Raw genomic sequence first — 24,162 nt, 5'->3', positions numbered from 1 at the left:
TAGCGGACGATGGTGACGGGGCACGTCCCCTGCTTCATGGCTTGAGCATGATCTTGATGGCACCGTCCTGCTTCTTCTGGAAGATCTCATACATGTGCGGCGCCTCCTCCAGCGGGACCCGGTGGGTGGCGAAGGTGTCCACGCCGAGCGGGTCCTCGTCGGTCAGCAGCGGCAGGATGTCGTCGACCCACTTCTTGACGTTGGCCTGTCCCATCCGGAGCTGTACCTGCTTGTCGAACATCACCAGCATCGGCATCGGGTCGGCCATGCCGCCGTAGACGCCGCTGAGGGAGATGGTGCCGCCGCGACGGACGATGTCGATCGCCGAGTAGACCGCGGCGAGCCGGTCGACACCGGCGGTCTTGAGCAGCCCCTGGGTGACCGGGTCGGGCAGGTGGGCGGCGAAGCGCTGCACCAGCGAGGCGCCGGGGGACCCGTGAGCCTCCATGCCGACGGCGTCGACCACCGCATCGGCGCCGCGGCCGCCGGTCTTCTCGCGGATCACGTCGCCGAGGTCGTCACCGACCTCGTTGAGGTCGACGACCTCGATGCCGCGGGCCCGGGCGCGGGCCAGCCGCTCGGGCACCAGGTCGACGGCGATGACCTTGCGGTCCGGACAGTTGTACTGGGCGATCCGGGAGGCCATGTCCCCGATCGGGCCGAGGCCCAGCACGACCAGCGAGCCGTCCGCCGGCGCGTCGGCGTAGGTCACGGCCTGCCAGGCGGTGGGCAGCACGTCGGAAAGGTAGACGAACCGGTCGTCCGCCGGGCCCTCGGGCACTTTGATGTGGGTGAAGTCCGCGTGCGGCACCCGCAGGTACTCGGCCTGGCCGCCCGGCACCTGGCCGTACAGCTTGGAATAGCCGAAGAGCGCCGCGCCGGAGCCCTGCTCGCGCACCTGGGTGGTCTCGCACTGGGTGTAGAGGGTGAGATCGCACATGTAGCAGTGGCCGCAGGCGATCTGGAACGGGATGACGACCCGGTCGCCGACCTTGAGGTTGGTGACGGCGCTGCCCACCTCCTCGACGATGCCCATCGGCTCGTGGCCGAGGATGTCGCCCGGGTCCATGAACGCGCCGAGCACCTCGTACAGGTGCAGGTCCGAGCCGCAGATGTTGGTGCTCGTGACCTTGATGATGGCGTCGGTGGGTTCGGAGATGATCGGGTCCGGAACGGTGTCGACGCTGACCTTACGGCGGTCCTGCCAGGTGACTGCTCTCATACTTCCGAGGTATCCACTCGCGCCCAGGGCAAACGGCCTGGCCGGCGACAGCTGCTCCGCAGCATGGCTCGCACGCGAAAGACGTTGCCGCGTACTGCCGTGTACTGACGGCACCCTGCAGCAATGTCTTTGCTCAAGGACTGAGACCTCACGAGGCTGGAGCCCACAACCGGTCGATGGGCATGACGTGGAGACGCTCCCCCGTGGTAGCTGTACGAGCGCTCGCCCGTACTGAGCCCGACGCCGGCGAGGAAACGTTCACCGAGAAATCGCGGGGCTTCCGTAGCCCCTCCGGATACCGACCGCGGACGTGCTCGTTCGCTCTGACCTCGAAGGCGAGTACCCGGCTGTCGTCGAACTCGATGACGAATTCCACCTCGTCACCGTCCCGGGTCCGCCAATGCCCTATAGAGACCTGTTCGTCCAGCCGCGAGACTTGCTTAGGAAGCTCGCCGACCACGAACGTCTCCAGTAGGTTGCCGAGCTCGGTCAGCCGCGGCTGGGTCCACCGTGGCCAGCTTGGCTGGGCTGACCCGTATCAGCCGCGCAGCGACACCGGAGTAGATGACGTGAACCTTGGGTGCCGCGCCAGTCGGGCTGGTCAGGGTCTTCGCCCAGGCGGGAGGCACTCGAGCAAGAACAGGTCCTCGAGCAGCCGCCGGGTGTGGGCGTCAAGTATCTCTCGGTGCAAAGTCGCCCCCTGGCGACTTACGAACGGCACGACTGCGAGGATCAGCATTGGATGGACGGAGTTTCCGGGATGACCTCACCTGCACCGCTGGCTGGCCGGGTCGCGCTGGTCACGGGCGCCAGCCGCCGCTCGGCCATCGGGGCTGCCGTCGTCCACCGGCTGGTCGCCGACCGTGCGGCGGTCCTGGTGCACTCCTGGGCGCCGGCTGATGGCGAGCGGTCGGATCCCGGGGGCGCCGAGAAGCTGGTGGCTGAGCTGAGCGCTGCCGGAGGTCAGCTCGCCCACATCAGCGCCGACCTCGCTGACCCGGCCACCCCGGCCCGACTCGTCGCGGCGGCTCGAGAGGCGTTCGGTCGGCTGGACGTCGTGATTGCCAACCACGCTCGCAGCACGCGGCAGTCGCTCGAGGAGCTCACCGCCACCGAGCTCGACCTCACCTACGCGGTCAACACCCGCGCTACGCTGCTGTTGGTCCAGGAGTTCGCCACCCAGTTCGACGCGGGGAAGGGAGGCCGGGTCGTGCTCTTCACCTCGGGCCAGTACCACGGGGTGATGCCGGGCGAGCTGCCCTACATCGCCTCGAAGGCCGCGCTGCGCGAGCTGACGCCGACGCTCGCCGCCCACCTCATCTCGCGCGGGGTCACGGTCAACTGCGTCAACCCGGGGCCGAACAACACCGGCTACGCCGACGAGGCGGCCTGGGCGCGGGTGGCCGAGCGCAACCCGGGTGGCCGGGCGAGCACACCGCAGGACACCGCGCGGCTCATCGGGTGGTTGGTCAGCGACGAAGCCGCCTGGGTGACCGGTCAGGTCATCGCCTCCGACGGTGGCTGGTCCACCCTGGGCGCGTGAGCCTCGTCCGCGGTCAACCCGCTACAGCTGCTGGTGGTCACTCCCGAGCGCTGGTTGTCGAAGACCACGACCGATGACCGCCACCAGCCCCGACCAGTCGGGCGCGTGGTCGGCGTCCCCCTCGTGGCGCCATCGCCCGTACAGCTCGACCGCCTGTTCCACGAGGTTGGGCCGCACGGCCACGTCGAGAGGCAGCTGCGCCAGCCGCAGGACCTCGTCCGCGAGGGCGTCGTGGCCCGTACTGGCCCGGTGAATCTGTTACCCCTCGTCCGATCGCGAAGCAGCATCGCTTGGACGAGGCACGCCTGCAGCAGCTCGAGTACGAGGTGGGCTCCGATGAACCGGTCGTGTCTGGCCAGCTTGCCCACCGCGAACGCGGCCAAGAGCCGCACCACGTTGTCGGCCGCCAGGGTCGGCAGCAGGATCTAGCCGAGCTCGACACGAGGTCGAGGCGGCGCGCGTCGGCCAAGATGACGCGGACGACTGTCCGTCACCGGACTCGGTCGCTTCGGCCGCCCGCGCCGCGGATCCGCTGACCAGGTCGACGAGCTCGACCGAACGAGGGAGCCGTAGATGCAGGTCCAGGAAGCTCCAGCCGTCAACCAGCGCCTGGTCCGTGACAGAACCGCCGACCTCGAGCTTCAGCCTGGCTGGCAGTCGAGCAGAGATGCCGCGAACCAGCTGATCCTGCCATCCCATGTCTTTGGCTCAGCCCTCTTCCTGGCTCAGCATCGCGCGGGCAGCTCTCATCACCTCGGGAGCAGGCCTCGACGCGATCCGGTCCAACAGGCGCTTGCGGATCCCGCGATTGGCGGCGTAGCTGAGCGAGGCGTCGGCGTAGGTGTCGATCATGCCGTTCTGCACCACTTCTTCCAGCACTTCGGCCACGATCTCATCGGCCCAGGCGTCCAGGGCTTGGTCTGGCGTCATAACGGCTCCTCCTTGCTCGGGGAACAGGGACGTGCACCACCCTTTCGGATGTCTGACCGGAGGGCATCAGCCTGTGGTCCCGTCTCCGCTTCGCCTCGTCACTCTGTATCGGGCCAGCGGCTTGGCGGGGCGCCGTGCCCTCGTCGTGACGTAGCGTCAGCCCTGATCGGGCGGAGTGTTGTCCGATTGGCGATGATGAGGAATTTCGGTAGCTGATGGCAGGACGTCTCTGACCGAGCCGTGTCGGACATCCTGCGCCCCGGCTGGGCATCGCGTTCACGGACGGCTCGTCGACGGTGATCGATCCCTACTGGGCCAACAGCCCCGACCAGCTGCAGGCCGCGCTCGAGCAGCTGCTGCCGGATGGGTCTCCGAGACTGCCTGAGCGCGCCTGGTCCTCGGTTCCCGGGCCACGGCGGCACGCGCGTGCGCACCGGAACGACTCGTGCGCCCACTACACCGGGCGCAAGAGTCGTTTGAGGGCGCAGGAGCGCTCGCCCACCGGCGAGCAGCCTCTCGATCGATGCGTCAGCAGCGGACTCCGGCGGGGGAGATGGTCGGTGTGTCGGGCGCCGGAGCTGCGGGCGGGGGCACGCTGGTGAACGTCGCCGGCACCGTCAGCCGTCGGTTGCGGTCGAAAGGAGCGGCGATGGCAAAGGCCGGTCCCACGACCAGGTCTTCGGGCACGAACGCCACATATCCCTGGGGCTCCGACGCTGAGAAGTCCGAGAGGTGGCAGCGGGAGTCCAGGCTGTCGTCGCGGTGGTCGCCCATGACGAAGATCCGGCCCCGCGGCACGACGACCCGGAAGCGGACGACCGAGGGGGCCACCTGGGTGCCGTCGGGGTTGGTGTAGAGATAGCTGGTCTCATCGAGGGCGTCACCGTTGACGGTGAGGCGACCGTCCGCGTCGCAACAGACCACGGTGTCTCCCGGCATTCCGATCACGCGCTTGATCAGGTGACCCGGTGTGCTCGTGGTCGGTACGCCGATGAACTCCAGCACGTTGTCGAGGGGCTTGGCGGCCGTGACCGGCGCCTCCGGCAGCCAGCCGCCTGGGTCGGCGAAGACGACGATCTCGCCGCGTTTGATGTCGGTGATCTTCTGAACCACCACCCGGTCCTTGACCAGCAGGGTGTTCTCCATCGACTCCGACGGAATGATGAACATCTGGCCGACGAAGGCCCGCAGCAGCGAGGAGATCACCACCGCGCCCAGCACGACGAAAAGCAGCTCTTTCGCGAAGGAAACGGCATGGTGGGCCGCACCCTTCGGAGCCGCCGGAGCGGTTTCTGACCCCGATGAGTCGGTGGCCGCGCCGCTGCTGCCCGGGTCGTTGCTGGAGCTCACCTCACCCCTTTCCGGGCTGCTGGAATCACGAACGTGTCGACCGCTCACCCACGGCCGGTCCGTTTCCCGAGCATACGGTGGGCGCAGCTGGACTGCCTCTGCTGATCCTGACCATCGTGGTCGCTGCACGTCACGCCCGAGGACGGTGAGTGCGTGCAACACGGTGTAAGGGAACCAAGATGAAGAGCGCACGTGAGCCAGCACGAGGATTTGATCAGGGAGCGCGTTTCCTCCCGGCGCTGCCGGCTAACCGCGCGGGTCCCGGCTCTACTACCCCGCGGCGGTGGAGGTGGTCGCGTGTCTGGCTCAAGGCCTGATCATCACTCGGGGGAGACGACCGACAACACCCGCCGGACGCAGTCGTCCTGATCTGCGGCAGTGTCGACCTCGACGGCGCCCGCCCACGGGACGAGCCTGCTCAGCCGCGCTTCGACGTCGGCCCAGTCGCTGGCGTCGTGCCAGCCAGGAATCCCCCGATCTCGGTGCTCCACCCGGTCCCGGTGCAGCGCCCGGTCAGAACACGTGCACGCAACCGCCACGAAGCGGGCCCCGAACGTCCAGGCCAGACCCTCCCAGCGGCGCCGGGACCGCGGATCTTCGGTGGTCGTGTCGACGATGGCACTGCGCCCGGACCTCAGCTCGCGATAGGCCAAGGTCACCAGCAGCTCCTCACCGATGACCCCCAGATCGCTGCGGTGCCTCAGACCGAACGGGCTCAGTGCCCCGAGCAGCCAGTCGCCGGCGAACACCATGATGCCCAGCTGGTCGCCGAGCAGCTCGGCGAGCGTGCTCTTGCCGCTGCCAGGAACGCCCGTGAACACCATCAGGAGCGGCTCCGTAGCGCCCGTCGGCCGCTCGACCACCGCGCCGGGGTGGCGGGACGGGACCGTGAAGTCGGTCGGCAGCGCCGGAGCGAGGTCCTCAGGCACCCACCGTTGGACGTAGCTCGACACGATCCGGTGCGGACGGTCGGGCTCCACGTCCGTCCGCGCTACCCACAGATCGCCGTCAGCGGCTCGAAACCGGGCCACGGCCGAACCCTCCGCCACATCGAGACCGACGACCTGGACCGGAGCCAGCCTCGTCGCGCGCTCCTTCATGACCCGGACGTACCGCTCGGGGGACACCATCGCCGCGAACTCCGGGGCCATCACCTCGGCGGCGTTGACTTGGTCGGACCAACCGCCGTTGAGCCCATCCAGCAGCCAGCTCAGCCGCCGGCCCGCCGGGCCCGCACGCAGCAGATCCTCCATGCCGAGATCATGCAGCACCGCCACGCAACCGGCCGCCGACGCCCGCGATGACCAGCAGGGTGACGGCATAGACGGCAGCGCCAGCGGCGAACGCGACGGCCGCACCGTCGTGATCGACGAGCAGGCCAGCGGTGGCAGCGCCGAAAGCGACACCGAGGTTGACCGTGGTGTTCACCCAGGTCGAGGCCTCGCGTTGCTGCTCGACCGGCACCAGCATGTCGGCGGTGAGGTAAGCCGTGACCATCAGCGGCGAGCCGGCTAGCCCGACGACGAACAGCAGCACCGCGACGGCAACGAGGTTGGTGGTGGGCACCAGTGCCACGCTGAGCACGGCCGACACCGCGACGAGAGCCAAGAAGTGGCGGCGGGGACGGTGCCGGTGAATCAGTCGGCCCCACAGCAGACCACCGACGGCGCTGCCCACCGACAAGCTCGCCAAGAGGTAACCGACGGCTGCGCTTCGGTCGGCGGCCTCCGCCCGAGCCAGCACGGCAACCTCGAGCGGACCACCTCCTAGGCCGACGCCGAGCAGCACGACCAGCATCACGATGAAGCCTCGCTGGGACAGCGGGCCTGTCCATCGCGTCGCGGCAGCTTCAGCTAGGTGTGGTCGTCCGTGCCGGCGGGACAACGGTGAGGTGACCAGGGCCAGTGTCCCTGACAGGTTCAGGACCGCGGTTGCCACCAAAGCGGCGGGGCTGGAGATGAGTTGCACGATGACCCCGACGGCCAGGGGGCCGACAGCGAACAGGACTTCCTCGACCACCCCGTCCAGGCTGTAAGCGCGGCGTCGTGCTTCGGGTTCGGGAGTGGCGGCAGCCCAGATGGCTCGCATCGAAGGGCCCAGTGGCGGAGCGCACAAGCCGGCCCCGACCGCGAGTGCGACGTACAGCCCTGGAGCAGTGTGGCCCGCAGTCGCTAGCCCGGCCGCAGCAGTCAGGCTGAGGGCCAGTCCGGCCGAGAGCCAAGGGAGGACCGAGGCCGCGCCGAGGCGGTCGATCAGCCTGGACTTCAGCGGCATGAGGAAGCTGGCGAGCGCATACCCGCCGAGTGCGGAGCCGGCTGCGGCGTAGGAACCGGTGGCGTCCTGAATAGTCAGGAGCAAGGCGAGGGAGATCATCGCGTAGGACAGTCGTCCGATGATCGCGGCGGCGAAAGCGCGCAGTACTCCGTCACGACGAAGGACTGCGGTGTAGCTCACCGCCTCAGGTCGGCGGGGCATGGTGTTGTCTCCTGGGCGTAGAACAACTCGCCACGGCTGAATCGGAGGTCAGCCGCAGGAGCGGAATGGTGAAGTCGGACAGGGCATCACGAGGACGGCCCGTCGACTAACCCGGGAGCAACATAAAGTGACCCTAACCTGACGGCGAACAGGCGAGATTGTCGCGGTCCGAGCTCGTAAATCGGCGGGCTAGTGTCGAACCGTGTCGGCCCGTGATCCTGCTCCGATCAGGTTGGTCGATGTCGACGAAACAGTCCTCGACGAGCTGGTTGCGTTGGCGACGACCGATGCCTCAGCTGACGAGGTGACTCCGTCTGTGACCAGTGGCAGCTCCTGGACCATCGAGCGCATCGCCTGGTTGCGGGACTACCACCGCGGCTGTCGATCAGGGCTAGATGGATCGAAGGGCGAGGCGACCTGGGCCGTCGTGGTCGGCGGCCAGGCGGCTGGATCCGTCCGCCTCAAACGCACGGAGATCGCCGGTGTCGTGGAAACCGGTATCTGGCTGGCCCGTCGAGCTCGAGGCAACGGATATGGATCCGCGGCCGTCGTTGCGGTCGTTTAGCTGGTAGAAGCCTTGGGTACGCGGCTGTCTGCGCGAACACCACGTCGACCAATGTGCAAGCTCTGGCCGCGGTCAAGCACGCAGGGTTCAGCGTCGGTCCGGCCGACCGCAGCGGGATAGTTCACGCGCGCATCGCTCTCGAGCCAATGACAGCCGACTGACCGCCCCGTCGAACTGCGTCCCACCCGACGCACCGCACGTTCCGTACTTGATGATCAGCCCTTTGCCCTTGCCAGAAAGGACGATGCGGCGCGAACCTGGGTCATGCCTTGAAACTTGCGCTGGCCCCTGATCGCTGTGTGGGCGGCGATCGGAGTGTTGGCGGGTGTGTACCTCAGCGATCCCTTCACCCGCTGGATTCTTCTACTGGGTGCCAGAAGGCGAACGCTAGGGCAAGGTGTGGGTGCAGGGCCTGTTCTGGTCCCTGCGCAACTTGCGGCCAGTGACGGCCGGAATCGGCGGTGGTTCTTGAACACCCCCGCCCGGCAAGAGAGCATCGGGAAGACCCGCAGCACCAGTTCGACGGTCTAGTTTTCCGAATAATCCCGCTATCTCCCCAAGAACACGCCGTGGAGCGCCATCGTGGCCTCGGTGTTACTCGGTGCGTCCGCCTCGCCGATCTGGCTGATGCCGTTCGGCGCGTGACTCGGGGCGCGGCTCGGCGCGACCGACCAGCGGTCGGCGCGGACGTCGTGGAGGTGGCGCCGCCGTACGGACCACGCCGAGCCCACCGCGCTCGCCGCCGCTAACGTCGTGTAGGGGATGCTCGGACTGCTCGCCCTGCAGGCCGACCGCCCCATCGAACCGCCCACCCGTGACCATCTCCCCACCCAGCGCAACGGAGCAGACCATGGCTGACTACGCCGTCACCAACCCCGCGACCGGCGAGACCGTCCGCGAGTACCCCACCGCCACCGAGGCCGAGATCGAGGCCGCCCTGAGCGCCGCCTCGTTGGCCGCCCGTACGTGGGGTCGCACCTCCACGGTCCCCGACCGGGCCGCCCTGGTCCGTCGCGTCGGCGAGCTGCACACCGAGCGACGCGACGAGCTCGCGGCGATCATTGTCCGCGAGATGGGCAAGCCGACCGAGGACGCGCTGGGCGAGATCGACTTCGCCGCGGCCATCTACGGCTACTACGCCGACCATGCCGAGGAGTTCTCGGCCGACGAGCCCATCGACCTCCTCGACGGCGAGGGGTCCGCCCTGATCCGCCGCAGCCCGTACGGTGCGCTGCTCGGGATCATGCCGTGGAACTTCCCCTACTACCAGGTCGCCCGGTTCGCCGGACCGAACCTCGCCATCGGCAACACCATCGTCTTGAAGCACGCCCCGCAGTGCCCGGAGTCGGCCGCCGCGATGCAGCAGATCTTCACCGACGCCGGCTTCCCCGACGGGGCGTACGTGAACGTGTACGCCACCAACGACCAGGTCGCCACGATCATCGCCGACCCGCGGATCGCCGGGGTCTCCCTCACGGGCTCCGAGCGTGCGGGGGCCGCCGTGGCCGAGCTCGCCGGGCGCAACCTCAAGAAGGTCGTCCTCGAGCTCGGCGGTTCGGACCCGTTCGTGCTGCTCTCCACCGACGACCTCGACGCCACCGTCGAGGCCGCGGCCGGGGCCCGCCTCGACAACACCGGCCAGACCTGCAACGCCGCGAAACGCTTCATCGTCGCCGACGACCTGTACGAGCCCTTCGTCGAGCGCTTCACCGCCGCCCTCCTGCAGGCTGGCGACGGGATCGCGCCGCTGTCGTCGAACGCCGCCGCCGACCGGCTGCAGGACCAGGTAGACCGGGCCGTGGCGGCCGGAGCCTCCATCACGACGGCGGGGGAACGGTCCGGGGCCTACTTCCCGCCTGCGGTCCTCACCGGGGTCCTCCCCGAGCACGAGGCCTTCCGCGAGGAGTTCTTCGGCCCGGTGGCGATGGTGTTCCCCGCCGCCACCGAGGACGCCGCCGTCGCGCTGGCCAACGACACCCCGTACGGGCTCGGCTCCTACGTCTTCACGACCGACCCCGAGCAGGCCGCCCGGGTCGCCGACGGCATCGACGCCGGCATGGTGTTCGTCAACGGGGTGATGCTCGACAGCGCCGAGCTGCCCTTCGGCGGTACGAAGCGGTCCGGTTTCGGCCGCGAGCTCGGCCGCTTCGGCATGGACGAGTTCGTCAACAAGAAGCTGATCCGCAACGTGACGCCGCTGCCCAGCCCCGTCTCCGCTGGTCCGCTGGACGAGGCCCGGGTTCTCGCGGCGGCCGACCGGCTCGTCGCCGCGTTCGCCGCCACGGACACGGCTCGCTACTTCGACTGCTTCGCCCCGGACGCGTCCTTCGTCATCTACTCCGAGGGTGAACGCTTCGCCGACCGGGCGGCCTACGAGCAGGCCTGGGCCGGCTGGCTGGCCGACGGCTGGCGGGTGCTGACCTGCACGAGCACTGAGCGCCTGGTGCAGGTCTACGGGTCGACGGCGATCTTCACCCACCGCGTCCAGACGGTCACCACCACCGGCGACGTCGAGACCGCCACCGACGAGCGGGAGACGATCATCTTCGCGCTCCAGGACGGTCGGTTGGTCGCCGTGCACGATCACCTCTCCGCCGTCCCCGCCTGAGGACGGCGGTGCGGCAGCGCCGTTACACTTCTCGCCTGCCCGGGACGGCCGGGGAGGCGACGAACGGGGTTGCAGGGGCATGAGCCAGCCGCAGGACCACGACCTGGTGATCGTGCTCGACTTCGGGGCGCAGTACGCCCAGCTGATCGCCCGGCGGGTGCGGGACGCGAACGTCTATTCCGAGGTGCTGCCGCACACCACCTCGGTCGCCGAGATCGCGGCTCGCAAGCCCAAGGCCATCATCTTGTCCGGCGGACCCCAGTCGGTGTACGCGCCGGGGGCGCCGCAGGTCGACCCGGCCCTCTTCGAGGCGGGCGTCGCCACGTTCGGCATCTGCTACGGCTTCCAGGCCATGGCTTCGGCGCTCGGCGGCGACGTCGCCCGGACGGGACTGAGCGAGTTCGGCCGGACCGAGGCGACCATCGGCACGCCGGGCACGCTGCTCGCCGACCTGCCGGAGTCGCTGCGGGTCTGGATGAGCCACGGGGACTCCGTCGCCGCCGCGCCCGCCGGCTTCACCGCACTGGCCAGCAGTGCCGGCGCCCCGATCGCGGCGTTCGAGGACGCGGGCCGCGGCTTCGCCGGCGTCCAGTGGCACCCCGAGGTGCTGCACACCCAGGCCGGTCAGAAGGTGCTGGAGCGTTTCCTGTTCGACATCGCGCACTGCACGCCCGACTGGACCGCCGCCAACATCGTCGAGGACTCGGTCGCCGCCATCACGGCTCAGGTGGGGGACCGCCAGGTCATCTGCGGGCTCTCCGGCGGCGTCGACTCCGCGGTCGCGGCCGCCCTCGTGCAGCGAGCGGTCGGCGACCAGCTGACGTGTGTCTTCGTCGACCACGGACTGCTGCGTCAGGGCGAGGCCGACCAGGTCAAGCGCGACTTCGTGGCCGCCACCGGCGTCGACCTCGTCGTCGTCGACGCGGCCGACCAGTTCCTCGACGCCCTCGCTGGTGTGAGCGATCCGGAGACCAAGCGCAAGATCATCGGGCGCGAGTTCATCCGGACGTTCGAGGCGGCGGCCCGCGACATCGTGCAGGGCGGCCTGTCCGCCGCAGGCGGCGCTCCGCACCAACACCCTGTCGAGTTCCTCGTCCAGGGCACCCTGTATCCCGACGTGGTCGAGTCCGGTGGCGGCGAGGGCGCGGCCAACATCAAGAGCCACCACAACGTGGGCGGCCTACCTGAGGACCTGCAGTTCGCGTTGGTCGAACCGCTCCGCGCCCTGTTCAAGGACGAGGTACGCGCGGTCGGCGCCCAGCTGGGGCTGCCCGCCGAGATCGTCTGGCGGCAGCCGTTCCCCGGTCCCGGGCTCGGCATCCGGATCATCGGTGAGGTCACCCGGGACCGGCTCGAGATCCTGCGCCAGGCCGACGCCGTCGCCCGCGCTGAGCTGACCGCTGCCGGGCTGGACCGGGACGTCTGGCAGTTCCCCGTGGTGCTGCTCGCCGACGTCCGCTCGGTCGGCGTCCAGGGTGACGGTCGGACCTACGGCCACCCCGTCGTGCTGCGGCCGGTGAGCAGCGAGGACGCCATGACCGCGGACTGGAGCCGGCTGCCGTACGACCTGCTGGAACGCATCAGCACCCGGATCACCAACGAGGTGCGCGAGATCAACCGCGTCGTCCTCGACATCACCAGCAAGCCGCCGGGGACGATCGAGTGGGAGTGACCTCCCGCCGCTCGTGCTGATCCTGCTGCCGCCCTCGGAGGGCAAGGGGGCGCCGCGTCGACGAGGGCACCCGGTCGACCTGGAGGCGTTGCCGTTCCCTGAGCTGACGGCGACCCGGCTGGCCGTACGGGCGGCCCTGGTCGAGGTGAGCGGACGCGACGACGCGCTCGAGCTGCTCGGCGTGGGTGCCAGCCTGCTGCCCGAGGTGCGACAGAACCTGCGCCTGCCCACTTCGCCGGGTGCGGCCGCGGCCAGCGTCTACACCGGCGTGCTTTACGACGCCCTCGACTTCGCGGCGCTGTCCGCCGCGGCCAAGCGGCGGGCCGGCCGCTCCCTGCGCGTGCAGTCGGCGCTGTGGGGACCGGTGGGCCCGAACGACCGGATCGCGCCGTACCGGCTGTCGATGGCGACGACGCTGCCCGGGCTCGGACCGCTGGCCGCGGTCTGGCGAGGGGTGCTCGGACCGCCGATGGCCGCGTTGGCGGGGTCGGGCGTCGTGGTCGACTGCCGCTCCGCCGCGTACAGCGGAGCCTGGCTGCCGACCGGTGAGGCCGCGCGCCGGTTGGTCGGCGTCCGGGTGCTGACCGAGGTGGCCGGTCGGCTGACCGTCGTGTCCCACCTGGCCAAGCACACCCGCGGGCTCGTGGCCCGCCGCCTGCTGGAGTGGCCGGGTCGCCTCACCACCCCCGCCCAGGTGGCCGAGGCGGTGGCCGGGGAGTACCGCTGCGACCTGGTCGACCTCGGTCGCAGCGGTCACCGTCTCGACGTCTTGCGCTGACCGCCCTGAGAATCGACCCCGAGACAGCCCTGATGCCGCTCCTCGGCGCCATTTGCTCGATCTAGCGGTCGTTTCTCAGGGCGAACCTGATCTCCTGAACCACGATCTCGGGGTGGTCGACGATCATCGTCCAGGTGAATCGGAGGACGCGCCAGCCAGCACGGACCAGTGCGTTCTGTCGCCACCGGTCCGACTCGAAGACGTCCTCATCGAGCTCGTGCAGTCGTCCGTCAATCTCGATCGCCAGCTTGGATCGGCCGAAGGCGATGTCGATGAAGTACAGCTGGCCGCCCACCACGACTGGGCGGTTGCTGCGCCAGCCCCGCAGACCGGCGGCCCGCAACACTCGGTGAGCGCGCCGTTCCGCCTCGGACCACGGCTCGTCCCGCGAGTCGAGCAGCAGCCGCCGCCGCGCTGCATTGCCTGTCCGGGATCCAGTGGCGAGCAGGGCCTCGTGCATCCCCGCCAGCGTCGCCGTACGGCTGCGGAGGGCGCGGTCGATGGGCTCCGCCCAGTCGAAGCTCGCCATGTCAATGGCCGTCAACGCCGGTGATGTGAAGCGCAGCCCTGCGCTCTCGACCACCAGATCGGCCGGGACGACCCGTCGGCTGAGGTCATAGCCGCTGCGGGCAGCCACCTTGTGACCGACGGCAACGTCGACCGTCGTCAGCGGAGCATCCGGCCAGAACGAGCAGCGAGCCGCAGCAGCGCCCGTCAGCACAGCGTCGGGATAGGCCCGGCAGGCTGCGCGCATCCGCACATCGGTGAGAGGTGCACGTTCGGGAGCGGCATAGACGCCCGGAAGGACCGGTGCCAGTCGGCCGGTGCGGACGAGCCAGTCGACGGTGGCGGCCTGCTCCGGGTGCTCGCGGCGCACGACCAAGCCGTCGAGTTCGGTGATCAGTGAGAGTGTCATGCAGGGACTCTCCGGACGCTGCCCCGGTTTGTGCTGCTCAGGCCGCCTCCTGTGGACAGAGAGCCGTTGTCCACAGGACGAGTAGGCCCTGACAATCGACCCCGAGACGGCCCAATGTGGGCCGGATCTTGTCATTTCAGTCGTCTCGGGGTCGATTGTCAGGGCCGCGTTGGGATCACCTTCTTTGGATCCGTCGCGGTCGCCCGCAGCGGATCCTCGAGGTCGGTGGGGAAGCCGGCTCCGCCCCCGGTGGAGCCGGGCGTGAGCTTGGGCGACCTGGGATCGGTCTGGTGCAGGTGCGGGCGGACGAGCGTACGGATCAGCGCCGGTCGGCCGGATCGGCGGGGTCTGCCGGATCGGCCGGCTCGGCCGGCTCGACGGACGTTACGGGGGCGACGGGTGCCTCCGGCTCGGCGGGAGCGGGCGGGCTGAAGGGCGCGGCCGGCGGGGCGGGCGGCTCGGGGGCGTGGGGCTGCTCCCAGGGGGCGCCCTCGCGACCCCAGATGGGGTCGGTGCCGGCCGGTGGGTGCGGCCACGAGCCCGGAGCCGGCGGCGGGGTCGGGTAACCGGTCGGGGCGGGCGGCGGTCCGACCCGGCGGTCCTCGGGCATCAAGAACAGCGCCACGAGGTAGAGCAGGACCGGCGTTCCGCCGGTGACCACGGTGAGCACGGCGGTCAGCACCCGGACGAGCGTCGGGTCGAGGTTGGCGTAGTTGGCGACACCGGCGCAGACGCCGCCGATCACCCGGTCGCTGCTGCTGCGCTCGAGTCGGCGCGGGCGCGGGGGTGGGGGATAGCTGCTCATCTGCTGGGGTCCTCTCGATGGGGTGGGGTCGGGGAGGTTCATGGGTGGGTCCTTCGGTGAACGGGGCGGGACGAGGGGAGGGTCAGGGGGCTCGGCGGCTGAGGATCAGCCCGACCACTCCGACGGCGACGAGTCCGAGTGGGGCTGCGGTCTTCAGCAGCGACCAGTTCAGCGACCCGGCGAGGGACAGCCGGAGGGCTGCTGCGGCGACCCCGGTGAGCACGACGCCGAAGACCAGCGCCACCACGTCGAACCGGGGCCGGCTGGGCGGGGTCCGGGTGCTCATCGGCGTACCTCCAGCTGGCCACGGTCCACCGACAGGTGAAGGGTCAGCACGTCGTCGTTCGGGGTGGCGCTCGACGGGGCCGTGCGGTTGGCGAGGTGCCCGCCGGCGGCGACCTGCTGGCCGTCGACCCGGACCTCGCCGACGCCGACCTGGTAGTCGACGACGACGTTCGCGTCGGGCGGGACCAGCACCTCGAGCCGACCTGTGCCCAGGTGGGCCGTGTAGTCGACGTCGGAGGTGGTCGGCAGCTTGCTCAGGTCGACCACGAGCTCGCCGGCCTGCTGGGTGTCCCCGGCCGCCGGCAGGTCGCTGACCTGGGGGTAGCTGTGGGTGGCGGTGGACCAGTGGTCGAGGTGGGTGACGGGACCAAAGATTGAGGTTGCGACGACCACCGGCACCAGCAGCAGCCCAAGCGGCAGCAGCCCGCGCGCCCGGCCCAGCCAGGTCGCGGCGACGAGGGTGAGACCGACCACCAGCAGGGCGGTCGCGGCGTAGATCGCCGGGGTGATCGCCACGCCCGCCTGGTCGGCGAAGCCGAGACCGGCCAGCGCGAGACCGAGGACGACCAGGGAAGTCAGCCGCAGCCGGCGGGCGGCGAGCCGGTCCCCACGCCGACGGGGCAAGGCGGTAGACCCGGTGTCCGGCTCCGCGACCTCGGCGTACAGACCGACCGGGTCGGGTTCGGCCAGGAACGCGGTCTGGGCGGCCAGCTCGGGGTCGGGGTCGGCGATCGTCGACGACGTGGGGGTGGCCGTGGTGGGCATGGTGGGCCAGACGGTCCGAGGCGGTGCGGCGGCCGGGGTCGGTGCGTAGCCGGTGGTCCCGTACGGGGACGCGGGCTGCTGAGGGGTGTGCTGCTGGGCGTGCTCCTGGATGCGGCGACGCCAGCTGTCGGCCGCCTCGGTGAAGGGCGTGACCTGCGCTGGGGCGCTGGGGGGTGGTGGAGTCCCCGGGGTCCGGGGCGGGCGGGAGCGGTAGAAACCGAAGTACCAGATGCAGGCCAGCACCACGGCCGGCCCGACGCCGAAGGGGGCGACCGTGCCGAAGGTGGCGAACGCGGCCACGCAGGCCACCACCACCAGGGTCACCCAGACCTCCCTCGGCCAGCGGCGGGTGCCGACGCCGAGGAGGTCGTCGAGGGGAGCCGACGTCCGGCCCGCCAGCGGGATGAGCAGCCAGCCCGCCAGGTAGAGGACCGCGCCCACCCCGCCGCTCAGGGCCAGCAACGCCCAGCCGACGCGGACGAGCACCGGGTCGATGCCCCAGTGTTCGGCGACTCCGCCGCAGAGGCCGGCCACCTTGGTGTCGGTCGTGCTGCGACGCACGGTCCAGATCGAGCTCATGCACCCATCGTGTGCGGCGGGCCGTGCGCGCACCATCGGGGACGACCCCCACTCGGCCCTGCCCCTGGGGGTCGGGCCCGGGTCGGCCCTGGTGGTCAGAACCGCCTGCGCGTGGAACCCTTGACTCACGATGTCCACCACCGACCGCAGCCGCGTGCAGGCGCCTCCGCCGCCCGGCCCGGTCGCGCCGCCAGCCGTTCCGGGGACACGGCCGGCCGTAGCCCCGCCCCTCATCCCGCCGCCCCTCATCCCGCCAGCCGTGCCGCCCCTCGCTCTGCCGGCCGTCCCGGCCGACGCCACGCCTGACGCGTCCGCGGGCCGGCCGCGAGCGACCCGGGTGGCCGAGGGCGCCGTCCTCGGTGGGGTCTGTACGGGCCTGGCCCGGCACCTGGGCTGGCCGGTGATGGCGATCCGGATCGGGTTCGTCGCCCTGTTGATCTTCCAGTTCATCGGCGTCCTGGCCTACGGCGCCCTGTGGCTGCTGATGCCGGCGCAGTCGACCGTCGCCGCGCCGGGCCTGGAGTCGGCCAGCCGGGCGGGGATGCGTGCTCCGTCGACCCCGCACCGTCGCCTCGACTGGGGGATGCTGGCCGCCCTGACCGCACTGGGGGCCGGGCTCCTCTGGCTCGTCCAGAGCAGCGGTCTCGGGGTCAGCGCCCAGCTCTTCTGGCCGGTGGCCTTCGCTTGCGCCGGTGCCGCGCTGGTCTGGCGCCAGGCCGACAGCGTCCAGCAGAAGCGGTGGCAGGCCGACGCCGGCGGCCGCGTCTGGCTCGCCCCCTTCGTAGCCCGCGGTGGCTGGCCCGCGCTGGTCCGGGTGGTCATCGGCCTCGGCCTCGTCGGCGGGGCGTTCGGCCTGGTCGTCGCGCAGCAGGGTCAGCTCAACCAGCTACCCGAGGTGCTGGCCATGACCACCCTCGCTCTTGCCGGCGTGGCGATCGTGGTGGCGCCCTGGCTGCACCGCTCGCAGACCGCGCTGCGGACCGCGCGGGCGGAGAAGGTCCGGGCCGACGCCCGCGCCGACATGGCCGCCCACCTGCACGACTCGGTCCTGCAGACCTTGGCCCTGATCCAACGTCAGTCCGACGACCCGAAGGCGGTCTCCCAGCTCGCCCGTCGGCAGGAGCGCGAGCTGCGCACCTGGCTGTACGGCGAGGAGCTGGCCGGGACGACGCTCAAGGCGGCGCTCGCGGCGGCCGCGGCCGAGGTCGAGGACGAACGTGCCGTCCCCGTCGAGCTCGTGGTCGTCGGCGACGCCGAGCCCTCCGACGCGGTGCAGGCCCTGGTGCAGGCGGCGCGCGAGGCGATGGTCAACGCGGCCAAGCACTCGGGCGCGGACAAGATCGACGTCTACGCCGAGGTCACCGACGACGTGATCGAGGTGTTCGTCCGCGACCGCGGCCGAGGCTTCGACCTGGACGCGATCGGCGAGGACCGGATGGGCGTCAGGGGCAGCATCATCGCCCGGATGGCGCGGCACAAAGGCACGGCGACCGTCCGTTCCCGACCAGGGGACGGCACCGAGGTACGACTGGAGATCCGACCATGACCACTCCCGCTCCTCCCACCGGCGAGTCCGCGCCGACTCCATCAGGCCCGACCCCGGCCACCGCCGAGCGTGGCCCGTACCGGGTGGTGGTGGTCGATGACCACGCCATGTTCCGGACGGGCGTCAAGGCCGAGATCGGCCGGGCGGTCCGGGTGGTCGGCGAGGCCGCGGACGTGGACTCCGCCGTGGCCGCCGTCACCGCGACCCGTCCCGACGTGGTGCTGCTGGACGTGCACCTGCCCGGCGGCGGCGGCGTGGAGGTGCTGCGCCGGGTGCACGAGACCGCACCGGACCAGAAGTTCCTCGCGCTGAGCGTCTCCGACGCCGCCGAGGACGTGATCGGGGTGATCCGGGGCGGCGCCCGCGGCTACGTGACCAAGTCGATCAGCGGTCCCGAGCTGATCGACGCCATCCGTCGGGTGGCTGAGGGCGACGCGGTGTTCTCGCCGCGGCTGGCCGGCTTCGTGCTCGACGCCTTCTCCGGCGCCATCGACCTCGCGACCGTGGACGAGGACCTCGACCGGCTCTCCACCCGCGAACGCGAGGTGCTGCGGCTGATCGCCCGCGGCTACGCGTACAAGGAGGTCGCTCGCGAGCTGTTCATCTCGATCAAGACCGTGGAGACCCACGTCAGCAGCGTGCTGCGCAAGCTCCAGCTCTCCAACCGCCACCAGCTCACCCGCTGGGCCACGGACCGCCGGCTCGTCTGAGCCGGTCGGCGCTGGCTCCGGGAACGACAAAGCCCGACCGATCACCAGGATCGGCCGGGCTGTGTCGGGAGAGTCAGGCGCGGCTGCGGGCGCCCACGCGGGTGTAGATCAAGAGCACGATGATCGCACCGATCACCGAGCCGATGATGCCGGCGGGCTGAAGGAAGCCGTTGCCGCTGTGGAAGATGAGGTACCCGAGGAGACCGCCCACGAAGGAACCGACGATACCCAGCAGGATGGTCATGGGGATCGACATGGCTTGGCGTCCGGGGACGATGGCGCGGGCGAGGAACCCGGCAATCGCTCCGACAATGATGATGGTGATGATGAGGCCGAGCATGGTGAGCCCTTCTTTTCGGTGACTTTGCCCTTCGATCTTAACGCAGCGCGAGCTTCGTCCGGGTTGCCGAGCCATGCCGTACGCGCCCTGTCCTCCTCGTGTGCCGCGGCTCTCCACTACGCTCCTCCCGTGCACCTGGCCCAGCAGCTTCTCGTGCTGGCCCACCTGGTCGGCTTTGCGGCTCTGCTGGGCGGGACGCTCGCGCAGGTCTGGACCCACGAGCCGGAGGTGACGGGAACGATGCTCTGGGGCGGCGTGGTCGAGCTGGTGACCGGGGTGGCGCTCGTCGTCCTCGAGGTGGTCGGCGGCGGGGACGTCGCGTGGTGGCCGGTGAGCCTCAAGCTGGTGCTGACGCTCTTCGTGTTGCTGCTGCTGGTCCGGAACCGGCGGTTTCTGTCCATCCCTCGCGGGCTCGGTGTACTGATCAGCGTCCTGGCGTTGGCTGGCGCCGCCCTGTCGGTGCTCTGGCCCGCTCCGCCGGGGCAGTAGGGTCGACCTCAGATCGACAGCCGAGCCGAGGAGCGTACGGGATGACCAGGGGTCGCGAGTGAGGCTCTCGGCACGCGTCGACTACGCGTTGCGGGCCATGTCCGAGCTGGCCGCGGCCGACGCACCCCGGACGGTCGACCAGCTCTCGGTCGCCCAGCAGATCCCCAACAAGTACCTCGAGAGCATCCTCGGTGAGCTCCGCCGCGGCGGCCTGCTGCGCAGTCAGCGCGGCCCGGACGGCGGCTACCGGCTGGCCCGGCCTGCTGCGGAGGTCAGCATCGCCGACGTCATCCGTGCTCTGGACGGTGAGCTGGCGAACGTCCGGGGCAGCCGGCCCGAACACCTGGAGTACGTCGGTGCCGCCGCTTCGCTGCAGAAGGTCTGGATCGCGCTCCGGGCGTCCGAGCGACTGATTCTTGAAGGCGTCAGCCTGGCCCACGTCGCCGCTGGCCAGCTACCTGCACCGGTGGTCGATCTGGTGGCCAACCCCGCCGCCTGGAAGTAGGAGAACGCAACCGCCCCGCCTGCAACCCGACCGAAGGGGTCAGAGCAGGATCCGCAGGCGAGCGGAGCGAGCCAGTTACAACAGGGGCCGGAACGGGGTCAGCACGGTCTCGGAGAACTTGACCATCGCGTGCCGGCGCGACCAGGCGGGCAGCGTCAGCTCGACGGTGTTGGAGGAGTCGAGACTGAAGATCTCCTCCATCTGGCGGGCGACGTCGACGTTGACGACCTCCATGTTGATCTCGTAGTTGCCCGAGAGGCTGAGCCGGTCCAGGTTGGCCGTGCCGATGGTCGACCACTGGCCGTCGATGGTCGCCGTCTTCGCGTGCACCATCGCGCCCTGGTAGAGGAAGAGCCGGACGCCGGCGCGGAGCAGCTGGCCGTAGAAACCGCGGGACAGCCAGTCGGCCACGATGTGGTTGGACTCGGCCGGCACGATGATTCGCACGTCCACGCCGCGCCGCGCCGCTCGGATGAGGGAGTCGAGGATGTCGGAGTCGGGGATCAGGTAGGCGTGGGTCAGGTAGATGTGGTGCGAGGCCCGCTCGAATGCGTCGAGGTAGACGCTGCGGATGGGGTAGACGAGGTTGCGCGGGATGTTGCGGTGGAGCCGGATGTCGGACTGCCAGCTCAGGCCGCCGACGTCGGGCAGGGCGGGTCGGTGGCGGCCGCGGGACAGGTTCCAGAAGTCGACGAAGGCGTTCTCGGCGTCCCAGACGATGTCGCCGGTCAGCCGGGCATGGGTGTCGCGCCAGTCGGTGGCGTAGAGGCTGCCGATGTTGTAGCCGCCGAGGAAGGCCACCGACTCGTCCACCACCATCAGCTTGCGGTGGTCGCGGCCGGAGTTGCGCAGGCCGGGCCAGAGCCGGGCGATCGGGTGCCGGCGGACCGAGATGCTGCGCGGGAAACGGTAGAAGCTGCGCGGCACGACGAGGTTCGCGAACTCGTCGAAGATGATGTACACCTTGACGCCGCGCTCGGAGGCCTCGACCAGGGCGTCCTTGAACTCCTGCCCGACGGCGTCGCTCTTCCAGATGAAGGTCTCGAAGAAGATCTTGTCCCGGGCCTGGCGGATGGCCCCGAGCATGTCGCGGTAGAGGTCCTCGCCGTAGGTGTAGACCGTCACCTCCGAGCTGCCGGCCGTGACCGACCTGGGCGCCACCCGCGGGAAGACGACCGGCTTGCGGACCTTCTTGCGACGGTGGTCGACGATGGCCAGCGCCAGCAGCGTGCCGCCCTGGACGGCGGCCACCGCCAGCACGATCTGTCGCAGCATCCGACGAAGCCGGCTCCTCCTCCACATGGCTCTAACGTAACCCGGCGGCCCGCTTCGGGTCAGCCCTGCGTCGAGGTCCCTCATCCGGGGCCGGGGGCGTCGGCGAGGCAGGGGAGCAGTGTCAGTCCCGGCGTCTAGGGTTGGACCCGACATGACCAGCCTGCCCCAGCCCTCGTTCGGCGTCGACCAGTTCGGAGACGTGGTGCCCGACATCTTCGGCGAGCGGCCGTCGCCTCGGCCCCGCAAGGCCTCTCGGCTGAGCGCGGAGGCGCTGCTCGACGGGCTCAACCCGCCGCAGCGGGAGGCCGTGTTGCACGAGGGGGCGCCGGTCCTGGTGGTCGCCGGTGCCGGCTCGGGCAAGACGCGGGTGCTGACCCGCCGGATCGCGTACCTGGTCGGCGAGCGCAAGGTGCACCCCGGCTCGGTCCTCGCGATCACGTTCACCAACAAGGCCGCCGCGGAGATGCGCAGCCGGGTGATCGAGCTGGTCGGCAACCGGGCCAAGCTGATGTGGGTCTCGACCTTCCACTCGGCCTGCGTCCGGATCCTGCGCTCCGACATCGGCCGCTTTGGCATGGCCCGTAACTTCTCGATCTACGACGACGCCGACGCCAAGCGGCTGATGCAGCTCGTGGCCAACGACCTCGAGCTCGACCCGAAGCGGTTCCCGGTCCGGGTGATCATGAACTGGGTCTCCAACTGCAAGAACGAGCTGGTCGACCACGAGACCGCGCGGGCCCGGGTGAGCGAGGGCAGCCTCGAGCAGTCCTACGCCGAGGCGTACGGGGAGTACCAGCGCCGGCTCGCCGCAGCCGACGCACTCGACTTCGACGACCTGATCATGACCGCCGTGCACCTGCTGCAGGCGTTCCCCGACCTGCGCGAGCAGTACCGGCGCCGCTTCCGGCACGTGCTGGTGGATGAGTACCAAGACACCAACCACGCCCAGTACGCGCTGATCCGCGAGCTGTGCTCGGCCGAGATCGACACGCCGCCCGAAGTGGTCAGTCTTTCTCGAGGGGGTCAGGGGGGGTCGTCCCCCCCTCAGGTGCACGCGGAACCACCGGAGCTGATGGTGGTCGGCGACTCCGACCAGTCGATCTACGCGTTCCGCGGCGCGACGATCCGCAACATCAACGACTTCGAGTCCGACTTCCCCGGGGCGCGGACGATCATGCTGGAGCAGAACTACCGCTCCACCCAGACCATCCTCAGCGCCGCCAACGCGGTCATCGTCCAGAACGCCGGCCGTAAGCCCAAGAACCTGTGGTCCGACGCCGGCGACGGGGATCTCGTGGTCGGCTACGTCGCCGACACCGAGCACGACGAGGCCCAGTTCGTCGCGGGCGAGGTCGACCGGCTGAGCGACGCCGGCGAGGCCCGCTACGGCGACACGGCGGTGTTCTACCGCACGAACGCCCAGTCCCGAGCGTTCGAGGAGGTCTTCATCCGGGTGGGCCTGCCGTACAAGGTGGTCGGCGGGGTCCGCTTCTACGAGCGGCGCGAGGTCCGCGACGCCATCGCCTACCTCCGGGCGATCAGCAACCGGGCCGACGACGTGTCGGTACGGCGGATCCTGAACGTGCCCAAGCGGGGGATCGGGGACCGGGCCGAGGGCGCGGTGGCCGACCTCGCGGCGCGGGAACGGATCAGCTTCGGCGAGGCGTTGCGTCGGGTCGACGACATCCACGGCCTTGCGACCCGGTCGGCCTCGCAGCTGCGGAGCTTCGTCGAGCTGATGGACGCGCACGAGGCGATGGTGGCCGAGGGTGCGCCGGCGGACGCGATCTTGACCAGCGTGCTCGAGCGGTCGGGATACCTCAGCGAGCTGCAGGGCTCCGCCGACCCGCAGGACCAGACCCGGCTCGAGAACCTGATCGAGCTCGTCACGGTGTCGCGGGAGTTCGTCAGCGGCGTGGCGGTGCTGGCGGCCGCGGACTACGGCGACGTCGACGGTCCCGAGGACGGCCAGGCGCCTGACGGCGTCGATGAGTTCGGTGTGCTGCGCGGCGGGAGCTTGCGGGTCGCCGAGGGACGGAGCGTCGACCCGCTGACCGTGGCGCTGGACCCCGAGCAGGACCTCGCAGCCGGCGCGGCCGAGGTCGACGCCTCGCTCGGCGCCTTCCTCGAACGGGTCGCCCTGGTCGCCGACTCCGACCAGATCCCCTCACCCGACGCCGAGAGCGCGGGCGTGGTCACGCTGATGACCCTGCACACCGCGAAGGGGCTCGAGTTCGACGCCGTCTTTCTCACCGGCTGCGAGGACGGCGTCTTCCCGCACCAGCGGGCCCTGTCCGACCCGGCCGAGCTGGCCGAGGAGCGCCGGCTCGCGTACGTCGGGATCACCCGGGCGCGGAAGCGGCTGTACGTGTCGCGGGCGGTCGTCCGGGCTGCGTGGGGGACGCCGCAGCACAACCCGCCGAGCCGGTTCCTAACCGAGATCCCCGACCGGCTGATGGACTGGCGCCGCACCGAACGGGCCGTCACCTCCTGGCGCAACACCTCGGCGACCTCACGGTCGAACACGAGCTGGCGTACGACAGTCGGCTACGGGGCGCCCAAGCCCCAGGCCCGCGTCGTCCCGGTGCTGACCGCCGGCGACCGCGTCCTGCACTCGACCTTCGGTCTCGGCTCGGTCGTCGCCACCTCCGGCGCCGGCGACGACACGAAAGCCGACGTCGACTTCGGCTCCGCCGGCCTCAAACGCCTCTCGCTCCGCCACGCCCCGCTCGAAAAGCTCTGACCGCCCGCTCGTCGCGCGCTTCCTCCCGGGCCCAGCCCAGCCCAGCCCCTCCACGGCCGCC

23 protein-coding genes are annotated in these 24,162 nt (G+C 70.4%); 10 read left to right on the top strand and 13 right to left on the bottom strand.

Annotated elements, in window-relative coordinates; genetic code table 11:
- Positions 1-34 precede the first annotated feature (34 nt).
- Together ACFE76_RS00595 and ACFE76_RS00590 are read right to left on the bottom strand one after the other, a co-directional pair.
- The gene (locus ACFE76_RS00595; protein WP_375429786.1) at positions 35-1,222 is read right to left on the bottom strand and encodes a zinc-dependent alcohol dehydrogenase; all 1,188 of its coding nucleotides are present in this window, start codon (positions 1,220-1,222) and stop codon (positions 35-37) included.
- Between the two features lie 148 nt (positions 1,223-1,370).
- A complete protein-coding gene (locus ACFE76_RS00590; protein ID WP_375429922.1) occupies positions 1,371-1,715 on the bottom strand; it encodes a DUF4143 domain-containing protein in 345 nt (114 codons plus the stop codon).
- Positions 1,716-1,982: 267 nt separating this feature from the next.
- On the opposite strand from ACFE76_RS00590, the gene ACFE76_RS00585 reads away from it, so the two are divergent.
- Positions 1,983-2,765 (top strand): SDR family oxidoreductase, encoded by a 783-nt coding sequence (locus tag ACFE76_RS00585; RefSeq protein ID WP_375429785.1) that lies wholly within the window; start codon positions 1,983-1,985, stop codon positions 2,763-2,765.
- Positions 2,766-2,786: 21 nt separating this feature from the next.
- Here the strand turns inward: ACFE76_RS00585 and ACFE76_RS00580 are convergent, their stop codons facing one another.
- The 5 genes from ACFE76_RS00580 to ACFE76_RS00560 form a co-directional block, all read right to left on the bottom strand.
- On the bottom strand, positions 2,787-2,948 hold the full coding sequence (locus ACFE76_RS00580; protein WP_375429784.1) for a hypothetical protein: 162 nt from the start codon (positions 2,946-2,948) through the stop codon (positions 2,787-2,789).
- A gap of 525 nt (positions 2,949-3,473) precedes the next feature.
- The gene (locus ACFE76_RS00575) at positions 3,474-3,695 is read right to left on the bottom strand and encodes a hypothetical protein (protein WP_375429783.1); all 222 of its coding nucleotides are present in this window, start codon (positions 3,693-3,695) and stop codon (positions 3,474-3,476) included.
- Positions 3,696-4,223: 528 nt separating this feature from the next.
- Positions 4,224-5,045: a signal peptidase I gene (lepB, locus tag ACFE76_RS00570; RefSeq protein ID WP_375429782.1), complete on the bottom strand. Its 822-nt coding sequence runs from the start codon at positions 5,043-5,045 to the stop codon at positions 4,224-4,226.
- A 320-nt stretch (positions 5,046-5,365) separates the two neighbouring features.
- Positions 5,366-6,298, bottom strand: coding sequence for an AAA family ATPase (locus ACFE76_RS00565; RefSeq protein WP_375429781.1), 933 nt, complete (start codon positions 6,296-6,298; stop codon positions 5,366-5,368).
- 7 nt (positions 6,299-6,305) lie between these two features.
- Positions 6,306-7,520, bottom strand: coding sequence for an MFS transporter (locus ACFE76_RS00560; RefSeq protein ID WP_375429780.1), 1,215 nt, complete (start codon positions 7,518-7,520; stop codon positions 6,306-6,308).
- A gap of 202 nt (positions 7,521-7,722) precedes the next feature.
- Between ACFE76_RS00560 and ACFE76_RS00555 the strand changes: the two genes are divergently transcribed.
- The 4 genes from ACFE76_RS00555 to ACFE76_RS00540 all read left to right on the top strand — a co-directional run bounded on the left by ACFE76_RS00555 (position 7,723) and on the right by ACFE76_RS00540 (position 13,143).
- The gene (locus ACFE76_RS00555) at positions 7,723-8,085 is read left to right on the top strand and encodes a GNAT family N-acetyltransferase (protein WP_375429779.1); all 363 of its coding nucleotides are present in this window, start codon (positions 7,723-7,725) and stop codon (positions 8,083-8,085) included.
- 850 nt (positions 8,086-8,935) lie between these two features.
- Positions 8,936-10,693, top strand: coding sequence for an aldehyde dehydrogenase family protein (locus ACFE76_RS00550; protein WP_375429778.1), 1,758 nt, complete (start codon positions 8,936-8,938; stop codon positions 10,691-10,693).
- Positions 10,694-10,772: 79 nt separating this feature from the next.
- Positions 10,773-12,365 carry a glutamine-hydrolyzing GMP synthase gene (gene guaA / locus ACFE76_RS00545; RefSeq protein ID WP_375429777.1) on the top strand — a complete coding sequence of 531 codons (1,593 nt, stop codon included), beginning with the start codon at positions 10,773-10,775 and terminating at the stop codon, positions 12,363-12,365.
- Between the two features lie 13 nt (positions 12,366-12,378).
- Positions 12,379-13,143 carry a YaaA family protein gene (locus ACFE76_RS00540; protein WP_375429776.1) on the top strand — a complete coding sequence of 255 codons (765 nt, stop codon included), beginning with the start codon at positions 12,379-12,381 and terminating at the stop codon, positions 13,141-13,143.
- A 61-nt stretch (positions 13,144-13,204) separates the two neighbouring features.
- Here the strand turns inward: ACFE76_RS00540 and ACFE76_RS00535 are convergent, their stop codons facing one another.
- The 4 genes from ACFE76_RS00535 to ACFE76_RS00520 form a co-directional block, all read right to left on the bottom strand.
- Positions 13,205-14,059 carry an endonuclease domain-containing protein gene (locus ACFE76_RS00535; protein ID WP_375429775.1) on the bottom strand — a complete coding sequence of 285 codons (855 nt, stop codon included), beginning with the start codon at positions 14,057-14,059 and terminating at the stop codon, positions 13,205-13,207.
- Positions 14,060-14,378: 319 nt separating this feature from the next.
- Entirely contained in the window at positions 14,379-14,864 is a 486-nt protein-coding gene (locus ACFE76_RS00530; RefSeq protein WP_375429774.1) for a PspC domain-containing protein, read from the bottom strand.
- Positions 14,865-14,946: 82 nt separating this feature from the next.
- On the bottom strand, positions 14,947-15,150 hold the full coding sequence (locus ACFE76_RS00525) for a hypothetical protein (RefSeq protein WP_375429773.1): 204 nt from the start codon (positions 15,148-15,150) through the stop codon (positions 14,947-14,949).
- The gene (locus ACFE76_RS00520) at positions 15,147-16,493 is read right to left on the bottom strand and encodes a PspC domain-containing protein (RefSeq protein WP_375429772.1); all 1,347 of its coding nucleotides are present in this window, start codon (positions 16,491-16,493) and stop codon (positions 15,147-15,149) included. Before ACFE76_RS00520 ends, ACFE76_RS00525 begins: the two co-directional genes overlap by 4 nt.
- Before the next feature lie 259 nt (positions 16,494-16,752).
- Between ACFE76_RS00520 and ACFE76_RS00515 the strand changes: the two genes are divergently transcribed.
- Both ACFE76_RS00515 and ACFE76_RS00510 read left to right on the top strand, forming a co-directional pair.
- A complete protein-coding gene (locus tag ACFE76_RS00515; protein ID WP_375429771.1) occupies positions 16,753-18,039 on the top strand; it encodes a PspC domain-containing protein in 1,287 nt (428 codons plus the stop codon).
- The gene (locus ACFE76_RS00510; protein ID WP_375429770.1) at positions 18,036-18,749 is read left to right on the top strand and encodes a response regulator; all 714 of its coding nucleotides are present in this window, start codon (positions 18,036-18,038) and stop codon (positions 18,747-18,749) included. The genes ACFE76_RS00515 and ACFE76_RS00510 overlap by 4 nt, the downstream gene beginning before the upstream one ends.
- 73 nt (positions 18,750-18,822) lie before the next feature.
- Here the strand turns inward: ACFE76_RS00510 and ACFE76_RS00505 are convergent, their stop codons facing one another.
- Complete coding sequence (locus tag ACFE76_RS00505) at positions 18,823-19,089, bottom strand: GlsB/YeaQ/YmgE family stress response membrane protein (RefSeq protein ID WP_375429769.1); 267 nt, start codon at positions 19,087-19,089, stop codon at positions 18,823-18,825.
- A gap of 129 nt (positions 19,090-19,218) precedes the next feature.
- On the opposite strand from ACFE76_RS00505, the gene ACFE76_RS00500 reads away from it, so the two are divergent.
- The gene (locus tag ACFE76_RS00500) at positions 19,219-19,578 is read left to right on the top strand and encodes a hypothetical protein (protein ID WP_375429768.1); all 360 of its coding nucleotides are present in this window, start codon (positions 19,219-19,221) and stop codon (positions 19,576-19,578) included.
- Positions 19,579-19,636: 58 nt separating this feature from the next.
- Complete coding sequence (locus tag ACFE76_RS00495) at positions 19,637-20,083, top strand: RrF2 family transcriptional regulator (RefSeq protein ID WP_375429767.1); 447 nt, start codon at positions 19,637-19,639, stop codon at positions 20,081-20,083.
- Positions 20,084-20,158: 75 nt separating this feature from the next.
- Here the strand turns inward: ACFE76_RS00495 and ACFE76_RS00490 are convergent, their stop codons facing one another.
- Positions 20,159-21,358 carry a phosphatidylserine/phosphatidylglycerophosphate/cardiolipin synthase family protein gene (locus ACFE76_RS00490; protein WP_375429766.1) on the bottom strand — a complete coding sequence of 400 codons (1,200 nt, stop codon included), beginning with the start codon at positions 21,356-21,358 and terminating at the stop codon, positions 20,159-20,161.
- A gap of 160 nt (positions 21,359-21,518) precedes the next feature.
- Between ACFE76_RS00490 and ACFE76_RS00485 the strand changes: the two genes are divergently transcribed.
- Positions 21,519-24,101 carry a UvrD-helicase domain-containing protein gene (locus ACFE76_RS00485; protein WP_375429921.1) on the top strand — a complete coding sequence of 861 codons (2,583 nt, stop codon included), beginning with the start codon at positions 21,519-21,521 and terminating at the stop codon, positions 24,099-24,101.
- The last annotated feature ends 61 nt before the right edge of the window (positions 24,102-24,162 follow it).

The sequence above is a fragment of the uncultured Friedmanniella sp. genome, from assembly GCF_964244005.1.
In the GTDB taxonomy this organism is placed as follows: Bacteria; Actinomycetota; Actinomycetes; order Propionibacteriales; family Propionibacteriaceae; genus Microlunatus.
The sequence above is the reverse complement of the archived record's forward strand: the minus strand, read 5'-3'. Positions and strand labels throughout refer to the sequence as shown.